This is a genomic window from Methanosarcina acetivorans C2A (genome assembly GCF_000007345.1).
Taxonomy (GTDB): domain Archaea; phylum Halobacteriota; class Methanosarcinia; order Methanosarcinales; family Methanosarcinaceae; genus Methanosarcina; species Methanosarcina acetivorans.
In genome coordinates, this window is record NC_003552.1 from 1,757,918 (window position 1) to 1,770,943 (window position 13,026).

Annotated in this window: 13 protein-coding genes; 5 read left to right on the forward strand and 8 right to left on the reverse strand. The window is 47.1% G+C overall.

Translation table 11 applies throughout. The annotated features are described in order from the left end of the window. Positions 1–74: 74 nt before the first annotated feature. From tes to MA_RS07750, 8 genes are all read right to left on the reverse strand, one after another. A complete protein-coding gene (gene tes / locus MA_RS07715) occupies positions 75–1,577 on the reverse strand; it encodes a tetraether lipid synthase Tes (RefSeq protein WP_048065134.1) in 1,503 nt (500 codons plus the stop codon). A 101-nt stretch (positions 1,578–1,678) separates the two neighbouring features. Next, positions 1,679–2,293: a TetR/AcrR family transcriptional regulator gene (locus MA_RS07720; protein WP_011021501.1), complete on the reverse strand. Its 615-nt coding sequence runs from the start codon at positions 2,291–2,293 to the stop codon at positions 1,679–1,681. A gap of 309 nt (positions 2,294–2,602) precedes the next feature. Further along, a complete protein-coding gene (gene cofC / locus MA_RS07725; protein ID WP_011021502.1) occupies positions 2,603–3,229 on the reverse strand; it encodes a 2-phospho-L-lactate guanylyltransferase in 627 nt (208 codons plus the stop codon). 123 nt (positions 3,230–3,352) lie between these two features. Further along, entirely contained in the window at positions 3,353–4,507 is a 1,155-nt protein-coding gene (gene cofH / locus MA_RS07730) for a 7,8-didemethyl-8-hydroxy-5-deazariboflavin synthase subunit CofH (protein ID WP_011021503.1), read from the reverse strand. Between the two features lie 47 nt (positions 4,508–4,554). Beyond that, positions 4,555–5,682, reverse strand: coding sequence for a 5-amino-6-(D-ribitylamino)uracil--L-tyrosine 4-hydroxyphenyl transferase CofH (gene cofH / locus MA_RS07735; RefSeq protein ID WP_011021504.1), 1,128 nt, complete (start codon positions 5,680–5,682; stop codon positions 4,555–4,557). Beyond that, positions 5,679–6,704 (reverse strand): 7,8-didemethyl-8-hydroxy-5-deazariboflavin synthase subunit CofG, encoded by a 1,026-nt coding sequence (cofG, locus tag MA_RS07740; RefSeq protein ID WP_083755891.1) that lies wholly within the window; start codon positions 6,702–6,704, stop codon positions 5,679–5,681. The genes cofH (MA_RS07735) and cofG overlap by 4 nt, the downstream gene beginning before the upstream one ends. Before the next feature lie 48 nt (positions 6,705–6,752). Next, a complete protein-coding gene (locus MA_RS07745) occupies positions 6,753–8,030 on the reverse strand; it encodes a phytoene desaturase family protein (RefSeq protein WP_011021506.1) in 1,278 nt (425 codons plus the stop codon). Further along, positions 8,027–8,188 (reverse strand): DUF362 domain-containing protein, encoded by a 162-nt coding sequence (locus MA_RS07750; RefSeq protein WP_048065135.1) that lies wholly within the window; start codon positions 8,186–8,188, stop codon positions 8,027–8,029. The genes MA_RS07745 and MA_RS07750 overlap by 4 nt, the downstream gene beginning before the upstream one ends. A 1,221-nt stretch (positions 8,189–9,409) precedes the next feature. On the opposite strand from MA_RS07750, the gene fpoA reads away from it, so the two are divergent. Genes fpoA through fpoH form a run of 5 tightly spaced genes read left to right on the forward strand, consistent with a single transcriptional unit; the run spans position 9,410 to position 13,026 of the window. Next, the gene (gene fpoA, locus MA_RS07760; protein ID WP_239451000.1) at positions 9,410–9,799 is read left to right on the forward strand and encodes a F420H2 dehydrogenase subunit FpoA; all 390 of its coding nucleotides are present in this window, start codon (positions 9,410–9,412) and stop codon (positions 9,797–9,799) included. After that, entirely contained in the window at positions 9,787–10,341 is a 555-nt protein-coding gene (gene fpoB, locus MA_RS07765; protein ID WP_011021510.1) for a F(420)H(2) dehydrogenase subunit B, read from the forward strand. Before fpoA ends, fpoB begins: the two co-directional genes overlap by 13 nt. Before the next feature lie 30 nt (positions 10,342–10,371). Further along, a complete protein-coding gene (gene fpoC, locus MA_RS07770) occupies positions 10,372–10,848 on the forward strand; it encodes a F420H2 dehydrogenase subunit FpoC (protein ID WP_011021511.1) in 477 nt (158 codons plus the stop codon). Between the two features lie 10 nt (positions 10,849–10,858). After that, a complete protein-coding gene (fpoD, locus tag MA_RS07775) occupies positions 10,859–11,983 on the forward strand; it encodes a F420H2 dehydrogenase subunit FpoD (RefSeq protein ID WP_011021512.1) in 1,125 nt (374 codons plus the stop codon). 5 nt (positions 11,984–11,988) lie between these two features. Beyond that, a complete protein-coding gene (gene fpoH, locus MA_RS07780) occupies positions 11,989–13,026 on the forward strand; it encodes a F420H2 dehydrogenase subunit FpoH (RefSeq protein ID WP_048065137.1) in 1,038 nt (345 codons plus the stop codon).

Below are 13,026 nucleotides of genomic sequence, written 5' to 3' on the forward strand. Positions count from 1 at the left end.
CAGCCATTCAAGATAATGATAGAAATATTTAAATTTCTGGTAATAAAAAGCAGGAATAATCAAACTACTTTTCTTTAATGGACTTCAAAAGATTCCTCCTCAAACTTCATAACTTTTCTATACGGTTTTGAATACCTTGCTTCGACCCCTTCTCTGTGAAAATTGTTATAAGTGCAGAAGGGAATGACTTTTCCATCAGGGGTAGCATAGTGGATTCCGCAGTGTTTGATCCTTTCCAGGTCCAGGTTGTAGGGATCCTGAAAGTGCATAGCTCCGAGAAAAAGTGTTTTTTGGTGAAACTGAGCAAGCTGTTCTCTTGCACCTGTTTTAAGAAAGCTGCTTATCAGGAAGATTACATTAAGATTTTTTGGGCTTCTTGTTTCATCGATATAGCGCGGGAGTTTACAGAGAACTTTTGCAACTTTCATAGAATTAGAGCCTGATCCCTTAAATTCGGGAGTAACGCTCTCAAGGAACTCAAGAACCCCTTCAACATCTACAAACTCACTTATCGGAATTAGTCTGCCTTCCTCTTCAAAGACATAAGTGGCAGCTCCGCAGAGTGGATGTACAGTAAACTCGGGAAGCGGAATCTTTTTCACCGCAGTCAGGAATCGGCTTATGGGCACTGCAGCAGATGCGGGATACCAGGCATCACGAGGAATTTCCCCTTCTGTTTGTTCTTCCAAAAGGGCTGCAAGATCGGGAATTGTTATTCTCCGTTCTTTGCGCAGGACTTGGTCAATACGTCCAGTAAACGCTACCGGTTGGAAGTTAACTCCTTTTACCACGTCCACATTCCTGGCTGCAAAACGGACAATGTCCCCAACCTGGTGCGCATTAACGTCCTTTGCCAAGGTAGGCACGAGTACGACACTTTGCAGACCGGTCTGCCTGCAGTTCTCAAGGACTTTTTGTTTTACAGGAAAGGCATTAAATCCCCGCATCACCCTGTATGGTTCCTCGGAGACCCCGTCAAAGGATAAGTATACTGTATGTAGACCTGCGGTCTTCAAAGCTTTGCAGTAATCCTGGCTTTTTGCGAGCCGGACACCATTAGTTGCGATCTGAACCTGTGCAAATCCGAGTTCTCGGGCTGTTTCGATAATCTCAGGCAGGTCCTCCCGGACTGTGGGTTCTCCTCCCGCAAACTGGACTGCATAGCATGGAACCGGTTTTTCGTTTCGGAGAGTCAACATCATTTTCCGGATCTGTTCAAAGTCCGGCTCATATACAAAACCGCTGGCTTTAGCATTGGCAAAGCATATTGGACAATTGAGGTTGCAACGATTGGTGACGTCAATATTTGCGAGTAGGGTCCCGGTTTTGTGTTCAGAGCAAATTCCACAGTCCCAAGGACAGCCATGATAAGAAGAAATTTCCTCATTGGAGACTCCATTACCGACATAATAATAGCGGTTGAACCGATCGTAAAGTTCGTCATCCGACCAGTAAAGATCTGAGAAGGTCCCATGTTCAGGGCAGGTCTTTTCCAGCATTATTTTTCCGTTTTCTTGGAACAGATTAGCATCAAGCACCTTTTTACATTCCGGACAAACAGACTTTATCTGTTTCATTAATACACTCTCCAAAAAATCATACAATTTGTCTTTATTTTCCTGGAACTATTTACTTTTTTAGAAATTCTTTTTTTTCAAACTCCTGTCTGATGATATAATTACGCATTATCTTTTTTTATAATGTATTCTGCCAGCATGTCAATAAAGGTATCCATAATTTCAGAAAAGTCATCGCCCTCAATTTCGTTCCTGAAGTAGATGAAATAAAGGACTGCATTTGTGGTTTCGGCAAGAATCCTAGCAGGTTTATCGATCAGGAGCCCTGAAGCTGCCCATTCCTCAAAAAAAGGTAGAATTATTGCCAGATTGTCTCCATGAATATTCTTAATTTCTTCATCAGAAGACTGGAAAATCGTCAATCTAAGGTGCCCTTTCTCAATGAAAAATTTTCTCCAGATCGGATGGTTATCTACGATATACAACACATACCGGAGATAAGCCCTGATAGCTTTATCGGGTTCCGTTCTATATTTTAGGAAGGAATTTGCGAGTACACTGTCCTTTAAAGCCTCTTTTTCCTCCTTAAAGATCTGCAGAAAAAGATCTTCCTTGCTGTTAAAAAAGGAATAAAAAGAACTCTTTGCAATCCCCAGGCCCTCAGTAAGGTCTTCAATGCCTGTTTTCTTAATCCCGTACCTGGCAAAGCAGTCCTTTCCCCGGTCTATGATTTTTCTTTTTATGATCTCTCTTTCTTCATCCGTAAAAGATCGCACAGGCCCACCTCTTAAGGAAGAAACCCTTCCAGAGTTTTGCCGAGTTTCCAAACCCGGAGTTCATCCACCTTAAAAATAAAAACTATGAATATAAATGAATCATTTGATTTTTTATTCACAGATTAATTACCACATTGTTTATTTAAAATTATTGGATCAAAAATTTTCCACATAAAAAAGATTTTCCATATAATAAAAGAAGAAAAAAAGTCGATAGAATTAGAAAATCAAGAAAAGAATGCTGTTCAGAACCTTTACTATTAAGGAGCCGCCAGTAGAGCTGGCGGGAGTATTTTCAGACTACCTGGCTTAAAGCAGAACCAGCCCGACTCTTCCCCGGCTGACTTCCAGGCGGAATTTTCGGCTGATATACTCTTTTGCAGGGCCTTTTCCGTGGATGAGAAGTTCTACGAGGTCTTCGGGCTCGTCTATATCCGTGCCTGCGAGGAAGGAGTCATATATTTCAAAATTCTGGCCGGTGTCCGTTGCAATGGAACAGTGGGTCAAAAAACTTGAGCCGTAATACTTTACCCTGTATCTGGAAGGGTTCTTGATAAACAGGGCGTTCGTACCCCCGCCTTTTCCCGGGACGATGCATACATCCTTTTCAGTTGAACTTATCCCTTTTATATGGGCAGGGGCGAGTAAAGGCAGGTCGGCCATTACGATCAGGACAGGCTCTTCCGAGCCTGCGAGGTACCTGTTGAGGGCTTCGTTCAGGTCATCTTCGTCCAGCAGAACTCTCGCTTTTGTCATATCCTCGAGTCCATAGACAGAAGGGCTGAGGATATCGATTTTTTCAATTCCGGCACCTCTTAGAGAATCGATTACCTGATTAAGCATGAGTTCTACAAACTCTTCCCTCTCTTCCAGGCTAAGGACAGGCGACAGCCTGGATTTTGCGCCGGCTTTCTTGTAGGGGATTACGGCTCTCATCTGGACTCCTGTATGTTTACGTTTTATAGCTCCGGGAAATTCTGTAATTAATCTCCTGTTCGGCTTTTATTTCTCTACCCAGTAATTCGGTTTTTATTCCTTGATACCCGCTAATTCGGTTCTTTATTCTTTACTGCCCATCTTTGGCTTTACATAACCCGGAAGCAAGCCTTCACTAGCAGGTAACCTCGGTTCTACCTTCCGATAGAGGGTATCTCTCTGTATGGGGACTCTTCCTGCCCCTTTTATCATCCATTCAAATTCGGCAGGAGATACGTATTCTCCATAGCTGCCCCCGGAAGCTGTTGAGATCTGGTCTTCCATAAGGGTGCCTCCAAGGTCGTTGGCTCCGCACTGCAGAGCAAACTGGGCAAGCTTTTTCCCTAATTTTACCCAGGTGGCCTGAATATTGTTTACATGGGTATGTAGAATTATGCGAGAAATGGCTATAAGCTGGAGATCTTCAAGCCCTGTGCTGGTGAATTTTCCTGAGGCCATCATTTTTTCCCCTATGGGGTTGTTGTAAGGCAAAAAAGACATGGGGATGAGCTCCGAAATGCCGCCGGTCTCTTTCTGGATTTCGCGGATGGTGAAGACGTGGTCAAGGCGTTCTTCCAGGGTTTCTACGTGCCCGTACATGATAGTGGAATTGGTGGAAATCCCTGCCCTGTGTGCCGCAGTTACGGTATCGACCCACTGCTGGGTAGTGATTTTTCCGGGACAGATAATTTTTCTCACCCTGTCGGAAAGGATCTCGGCGGATGTTCCGGTGAGGGAATCAAGCCCGCATTTTTTCAGTTTACGCAGGGCATCTTCCACGGACATACCGGAAAGCCCTGCTGCATAGTTTACTTCCATCGGGGACAGGGCATGGATACAGATATCAGGGAAACCGGACTTAATGGCCTCTATAATCTCAAGATAGAATTCCATATCAGCTTCAGGGGTGTACCCTCCCTGAACGCAGACCTCGACAGCTCCGGCTTCTCTTGCCTCTTCCGTTTGTTTCAGAATTTCTTCAATACTCAGGATATACCCTTCATCTGTCCTGTAGGCACAGAACCCGCAGGTCCCGACGCATTTGTTTGTGATATAGATATTCCTGTTAACCACATAACTGACCACGTCGCCTACCGTGCTTGCTCGCAGTTTGTTGGCAAGCTCAAAAAGCTCAAAAGGATTTCCTTCGAGCAGGAGAAGAGCGTCTTCTTTAGTGCATTTTCCCTGCTGCACCCTTTCAATGACATCATCCGGAATTGCCGGTTTTTTCATGTACATGCCGTTCATTCCTTTCCAGATTCGATATGTTTTCCATTTTACCGGGTTTATTCGTAAGCTCCACACCCGGAAATTTTTCGCAGATTTCCGGAAGCAAGCTCAACTCTCCTGTACAGAGTAGTTCTCTCTTTAGGGATCCTGCCGGCTCCGTGGATCATCCATTCCAGTTCGTCTACGGTGATCATTTCCCCGTGGCAGGCCCCTGCGGACCTGGAGATGCTTTCTTCCATAAGGGTTCCGCCCAGGTCATTGGTTCCGCAGTGGAGAGAAAACTGGGCAAGTTTCTTCCCGAGTTTCACCCAGCTTGCCTGGATATTGTCCACGTGCCCATGGAAGAGGATTCGGGATACTGCATAGATTTTCAGGTCTTCAAGACCCGGAGTGGCATAGCGGCCTTCCCGAATCATTTTTTCTCCTACGGGATTGTTGTAGGGCATAAAAGGCAGGGGCACAAACTCAGTAATTCCTCCGGTCTCTTTCTGGATATCCCTGATGATCAGCATGTGATCGATTCTCTCTTCCCGGGTTTCAACATGTCCGTACATCATGGTCGCAGTGGTCGGAATGCCTGCTGCATGCGCCTGCCGGACAACCTCTACCCATTCTGCGGTCTTGAGTTTTGAAGGGCAGATTATTTTCCGCACACGGTCCGAGAGAATTTCGGCTGCTGTCCCGGGCATGGTATCAAGCCCGCTTCTTTTGAGCCTCCTGAGGGCTTCTTTTACCGGGATTTCACTGATGCGGGAAGCGTGGTAAACCTCCATCGGCGAAAAAGAGTGGATATGCATTTCCGGGAATTCGGCTTTAATGGCTTCGGCAATCCCCTGGTAAAAGTCCAGGCCCACTTCCGGGAGCAGCCCTCCCTGGATACAGACCTCGGTTGCATTTGCCTTCTCGGCGTCTCTGACCTTTTCCATAATTTCTTCGATGCTGAGGACTTTACCGTTATTTGTCCTGAATGCACAGAACCCGCATGTTCCTACACAGCGGCTTGTGAAATTTATGTTCCTGTTCACAACGTAAGTCACTGTGTCCCCTACTGCCAGGTCGCGGAGCTCATCTGCAAACCTGAAAAGTTCGAAAGGAGGTACTTCCAGGAGCTGCAGCGCGTCTTCTTTTGTGCACTTCCCCTGGTATGCGCGTTCCATGAGGTCTTCGGGAATTTTGCTGTTCATTTTTCTAAATCCTCCGCGTTCTCTATTGCGGGCTGTTTCCTGTAGCCTTCATTATCCGAGAGCCGCTCGATGAGGCTGCCAATCCTTTCCGAATACCACCCTCTTTTCACGTACTGAGGGTAAACTGGCAGGCGTTCTCTGAGCGGAATGTCCCCGAGTTTTTTCTGCAGGTCTCTTACGTCGGGCCATTCGGCTTCAGGATTGATCCAATCAATGGTAAGAGGAGAAATCCCCCCAAGATCCGTTACCCCCTTTCCAATAAGGGCTTTCGGGTCTATGAGATTCGGGGCGACCTGTACTGAGACGTCAGACGGCAGGACATGTCTGGCAAGAACTACCGCATCCATCATTTCTTCCACTGTGGGTTCCGGGAAAGATTCCATGGGCGTCCCGGGCTTCGGGGCGAAGTTCTGAATGATTACTTCCTGAATATGCCCGTACTCCCTGTGCAGGGATGTGATTGCTTCGAGAGACTCGATTCTGTCCTCCCTGCTCTCCCCTATCCCTATGAGAAGACCGCTTGTGTATGGAATCTGAAGTTTTCCGGCTTCCCGGATTGTCTCAAGCCTGCGTTCCGGAATTTTTCCGGGGCAGTCTTTATGGGCTTCCAGGCTTGCCGTGCTCTCAAGCATCAGCCCCATACTCGCATTCAGGGGTTTTAAGGCTTCAAGTTCGGAACGGGTCATAACTCCCGCATTCGTATGAGGAAGAATCCCTGTCTCGATTGCAGTTTCGCAAAGGAATAGGAGATAATCAAGTGTTGAGGAATAACCGATTTCATCAAGCATCAGATTGTATCCGGGCATTTCCTCGGCATATTCCCCGAAAGTAAAGAGGACTTCGGTACACCCTGCCCTTACTCCGTTTTTAAGAATGGAGATTACCTCTGCCGGTTTCATAAGCCGGGCCCCGGGCTGGCCGGGCTCCCGCCGAAAACCGCAGTATCCACAGCGGTTCCTGCAAATGTTGGTTACGGGAATGAACACGTTTTTTGAGAATGTTACGAAAGAAGCTTTTTCCAGGGTAATGATAAAACACCTGCTAATTCTGGTTTATTGTTTTTTGACTTTTCAGCCCAGGATTTTCTTCACAGTCGAAGAGACGCCAAGGGCTACCCCTTCAACTTCTATTCCTCCCTTTCCTTTGGCCCCGTCTCCTACGACATAGAGCCCGATAAAAGGAGTTTCGTTTCCGGGGTCCGTACCCGAAGCTGCCCTGTTTACGGGCCATCCGTCGTGGTAGGACTGGATAAGCAGGACTTCATACTTCTTGCCGGGGAAAACTTCTTTGAGGTCGTCAAGCCCCATCTGAATTTCGGCTTCGAGGTTCTTTATGTTCTCAGGGGCTACATACTGGTGGCACATGGTAAGGTGTTTTCCCGGAGGGGCAAGTTTCGGGTCAGCCTGAGTAACCTCATTGATTCCGTTTATCCGCCTGGTATAGGGAGTTAACAGGACTCCGGAGTGCCCGATCAGAGGCTCGTCTGCGGCAAGGCAAATCTTTATTCCGGCAGACGGCTTAAGGGTCTGAAGCATTTTAAGGTAATCAGAATGCATTTTTTCGGAGAGGACTTCCCTACAGAGCAGAGCGGTTGCTGTGTGCCCAAGGTTGCTGATAACGATATCAGCATTATGTTCTTTGTTTTCAGCAACAACCCCGGCAACTTTTCCGTTTTCAACCAGGATTTTCGAGACTTCCTGTCCGGTATGGATTTTTCCCCCGCTTGCCTGAATTACGGCTTCAAGGGCATCAATAATCCCCTTGCACCCCCCGATTGGAATTCCGGGACCTCCGAACCTATACATGTTTTCTATTATCTCAAAAATCTCTTCTACCGGGACTTCATCGCTTTTCAGGCTGAGCGCCCAGCCGCAGAAAGAATCGGCAAATTTGACCAGCCACTCATCATTGACCTGAGCCTTTATCCAGGCTTGAAGCGTAGTTCCTGCCGGACGGTTCTTTCTTGTGCTCACAATTAAAAGAGCAATTTTCATGCGATCTTTATAGGAAAGAAGCGAGGGAAAATCATTAAAAGAGATATCTTTAAAGCCTTTTGCATAATCTGTTTTTCCTTTCTTGAGCGGCACGCGTATGGTGGTCATTTCCGACCGAACGATATGCACATCAGCTCCGATTTCTTCGATGAGCCGGGCAAGCGGACCTCCGGGCCCGTTGGGGAGCATATGGAAAGCTCCGCTTGAGAGCTGGAACCCTTTATAATCGAGATTGGTAAACCTGCCTCCTGTGAGAGGAAGCCTTTCAAAAACTTCAACTTCATGCCCTGCCTTTGCGAGCCTGGCCGCGCTTAACAGCCCTCCGAGGCCTGCCCCGATTACAATCGATTTCATACCAGTACCTCGATGGCTTTTACAGGGCAGTAGGGGACACACAGCCCGCATTCCACGCAGGCATCGGTAGCCCGTGCTCTCCCTCGTACCTCAATTGCTCCTTTTTTGCAGAAAGAAGCGCACTGGCCGCACCCTACACAGTTATCGTTTATTTTCATGCGATCCACCAGCTTTTCTATCGTGAAAAGACTTATTATAATGTATTGGTTAGTGTGTCGCCCATGTTATTTTCTCAGGCAGATGGAAAGCAGAACTTCCCTTTGAATAAAGCCCCATTTGTAATATCTAATCAGTAGTATACTATGAATTTATCTCTTTTTGGAATATAATATCACTTAAGAGCAAGCGCCCAAAATCCCGGAAAGCCCTGCTTTCGTTGAAACATTCCGATTGCCGGGAAAAGGCATTTTCAGGCAGCTACCTGTACATAATAATACTTAAGGGCTCGTACCGAAGCCTCCCAAATGGTCAGATAGATTCAGCCAGCATAATCATTTAGCCCATAGCCATCCAACCGCCATAGTCATTTAGCCAATACAATTCAGCCAGCATAGCCATTCATTATAACCATTATCCGTATGATGCCCCTGAATGTATATTTGGATGAGATAAGATGCCGCTTCTCCCCCGGTTACGCAGGAAATTTTCAGCCCTTTCAGTTCCTTAATATTTTCATTTCAAAGGTTGCCTTGGAAGCGCCGTGTCCCAGGAATTCATCATCATTATTCATGCTGTATTCACAGGGTATATTCTGGAAATAAAAATAATTAACGGTTATATATAATTCCTTTCCATATCAGAGGAAAACTCCAGACCTGCAGATGAATAATTATCAGGATTTTTCGGCTGTCCAAAAATAATAACATATTTATGGTGTATATATAATTTCGCGATCGGGTCAGGGCTTTTCCTCTAATTTATATTAACATACGCATATTTTAAAAAGAGACTTTTAATTATTTAGACTTAATATTTATATAATATTAATTATCTAGCAAATAGCTATAAATAACCCCTGATTCATTTGCAGAACTAGCATAGCTACTTCGAATCATAACTATTAATTATACTACTTTCACGGCAATTGAATCCATGTTGCCGGAAGAAAGGGTCTCCCCTGACATTCGGCAATTTATTACAAAACCCCGGGCAACGAAAAAGGGAATTTATCGGAGCTCGGCACAAAGTGTCCGTATTCGGAAAAGCCTTTCTGTCGGAAGAAAGGAGACCCGGGTCCGGGCATTCCCTGCAGGACCTGTATTCGGACCACAGTGGTTTTTCGAAACAACCGGAAGTCGGATACGGTTTTTTTTGTCCTTTTATCTTTAAAAACAAAAAAATCAAGATCATGAGAAGCTGCAGTTTCAGATTGCTGCACTTTGATAGGTGATACGATGTCTGGAATAATTGATAGCTATATACCGGTTGCGATATTTCTTGCCGTGGGGCTGATCATGCCGCCCATGACAATGTTCATGGTAAAGCAACTGAGTCCGAGGAGCAAGGCAGCCAGCAAATACACGACATACGAATCAGGTTCCATTCCTACGGGAACTGCCAGAATCCAGTTCAATGTTGAGTATTATCTCTATGCGATTGCTTTTGTTCTCTTTGATATTGAGGTGCTTTTCCTTTACCCGTGGGCTACCGTCTATAAGGGGCATGGGATTACCTCAATTGCAGTAGTTGAGATGTTTGTATTTATCTTCATACTGCTCTTCGGATACGTGTATCTCTGGAAGAAGGAGGCCCTTACATGGGTGAAGTGAAGGAGACAAAAACGAACAACACAACAGGAACTCCGGAAGAAGAAATTCCCGGCGTAATCACAACAACTACCAATGCGATCAGCGACTTTCTCAAGAAAACCAAGGCTCAGGACCTGATCAACTGGGGGCGAAAAAACTCGCTCTGGTTCATGACCCAGCCAATGGGTTGCTGCGGTGTGGAAATGATCGCTACGGGCTGTGCCCATTATGATACTGACCGCTTCGGGATTATCCCCAGGAACTCCCCGAGGCATGCGGATGTCATGATCATCAGTGGTTATGTGACAAAAAAATACCTGCCTGCCTTAAAAAGGCTCTGGGAACAGATGCCGGCTCCCAAATGGGTTATCGCCATGGGGGACTGTTCGATCAGCGGCGGTCCCTTCTATGAGTCTTACAGCACGGTGCAGAATATCGATGAACTCTTTCCTATCGATGTCTTCATTCCCGGATGCCCGCCCAGACCCGAAGCCCTGATCCAGGGGTTTGTGGAACTGCAGGAAAAGATTAAAGCCAAAAAAGACCGGGGCACGGAATACTGAGGAATTTCAGGTTTATTTGAGGGAAAAATAATGGATGCCATGACAATTATCGAATCATTAACCGGGAAATTTCCGGAGGCAATTTCCGAAGCCGAGGTCGAATCCCCTATCCGTATCAGGGCATATGCGGATAAGGAGAAAGCAAAAGAGGTCTGCCAGTACCTCAAGGACTCACTTCAGTTCGACCACCTCTGTTCCGTTTGCGGAGTGGACTATCCTCAGAGGAACGAGCAGGAAGTAGTGTATCATATAGCTTCGTATGACCATCCCGTTGTCCTGATGCTCAAAGCAAGGCTGCCCAGGGATTCTCCTGAAATCGAGTCTATCGTACCGGTATACTGGAATGCGAACTGGTATGAGAGAGAAACCTACGAACTCTTCGGGATCTTCTTTAAAAACCACCCGAACCTGAAGGCTCTTGTGCTCCCCGAAGATATGCTGGGAGAGTGGCCTCTCCGGAAAGACTACGAAGGTTTCCCGAACAGGACAGCAAGAAACCTTGTGTGAGGGGTGAAAAATGGAAGAAATGCTTGAACCAAATGAAATGATCGTACACCTGGGCCCCCAGCATCCCATGCAGCCCGGACCTTTCAGGTTAAACCTGAGGTTGAAAGGGGAAACCGTAATGGATGCTGAAGTGGAACTGGGTTTCATTCACAAGGGAATTGAAAAAATCCTGGAGAACAAGACCTACCTCCAGGGAATAACGATAGTGGACAGGATCTGCTACCTTGTAGCCCTTACAAACGAAGAATGCTTTGTGGGCTGCACTGAAAAGCTGCTGGGTATCGAACCTCCGGAGAGAGCACAGTATATAAGAGTCATTTTAGAAGAACTCTCAAGGCTCCAGAGTCACCTGCTCGGCATGGGAGAGTTCGGGGAGTTCATCGGCTTTGTCTCCATGTTCATGTACACCATCAAGGAAAGGGAAGATATACTAACCCTTATTGACATGGTCACAGGAGCAAGGGTCACCCACAGCTACCTGAAGTTCGGAGGGGTTCGCGACGACCTGCCCGAAGGCTTCAAGGAAAAAGCCCTCCCTGTCCTGAACAACCTCAAAAAAGTCATTTCCGACTACGAAGAAATGTTCAATTCGGACAGGATTTACAGGGAAAGAACCGTAGGAGTCGGCGTCCTGACCGCAGACGTTGCAAAGAACCTCGGGGTTTCGGGCCCTCCGCTGCGGGCAACGGGAGTCCCCTTCGATATCCGGAAGAACGAACCTTATCTTGTGTATAAGGACCTCGACTTCAAGGTCTGCACGGAAACTGCAGGCGACTGTTTTGCAAGGGTGCAGGTCAGGCTCAACGAGATGCGGGAAAGCATCTACATCCTTGAGCAGTGCCTTGACCAGATCCCGAACGGCCCCCTCTTCCCTGAAGGCACCCCTTACGGCAGAAGGACTCCTGTAATGAGAGTGCCTGCCGGAGAAGTCTTCCACAGGGTCGAAGACCCGAGAGGCGAAATGGGCATGTACATGATCTCCGACGGTAGCGACAAGCCTTACAGAGTAAAAGTCCGAGGCCCTTACTACCCGACCCTGCAGGCTCTGCCTCCATTGATCAAAGGCACAACAGTTGCGGACGTTGCGGCGATTTCAGGCAGCATGGACGGCTGTACCAGTGAAGCAGACAGGTGAATATCATGATAGAAATTCCTGAATTCATAATTCCCTTAATCCCCTGGATCCGCGGGGTCGTGGGCCTGGTTCTTGTGGGAGCCATCTTCCTTGGAGCAATGGGGGCTGTCTGGCTTGAGCGGAAACTTTCAGCTGATATCCAGTTCAGGTACGGGCCTTCAAGGGTAGGCAAGTTCGGGCTCCTGCAGCTGGTAGCCGATGCAATCAAGCTCTTTACCAAAGAGGACATGAGACCGAGAAATGCTGACCGTCTTCTCTTTGATAATGCTCCTATTTTCATGATGAGCTCGGTTTTCCTGATGCTTGTTGCAATCCCGGTGGGCGCGGTCTTCATCAATGGGGTTGAATACCCCCTGGCTGTAACAGAGATGGATATCAGCGTCCTTTATATTGAGGCAATGTCTGCAATTACCATTTTCGGTATCTTCATGATTGCCTACGGTTCTAACAACAAATATTCCCTGCTCGGAGCCTTCAGGAACTTCGCCCGGATGGTCGGGTATGAAGTGCCCCTCGGAATTACTGTTGTCAGTGTTGCTATAATGACAGGTTCCCTGAACATTGTGGAAATTGCCAGCGCTCAGGGGCTGCTCTGGAATATCTTCCTGCAGCCGATCGGATTCATTGTTTTCTTTATTGCCCTTATGGCTGATATGGGGAGGCTTCCCTTCGACCAGAACGAGTCTGAAGAAGAACTGGTCGCAGGCTGGATTACCGAATACACCGGAATGCGTTTCGGGCTCGGGTTCTTTGCCGAGTATATCCACATGATCCTTGGTTCCTTCCTTGTTGCACTCCTTTTCCTCGGAGGCTGGAACGTGCCGGCTTTTGTTGCAAACAACCCGGTGCTCGGTCTGATTGCCCCCACAGGTTTCTTCCTTCTTAAAACCGTACTTGTGCTGATGACTATCATCGGAATGAGGTGGGCTGTCCCGAGGTTCAGGATCGACCAGGTTGTGGACCTGAGCTGGAAGAGACTCCTGCCCTTATCCTTATTGAACCTTGTCTGGGCCGTGGGCCTTGGACTTTATCTGGGGGCTTAA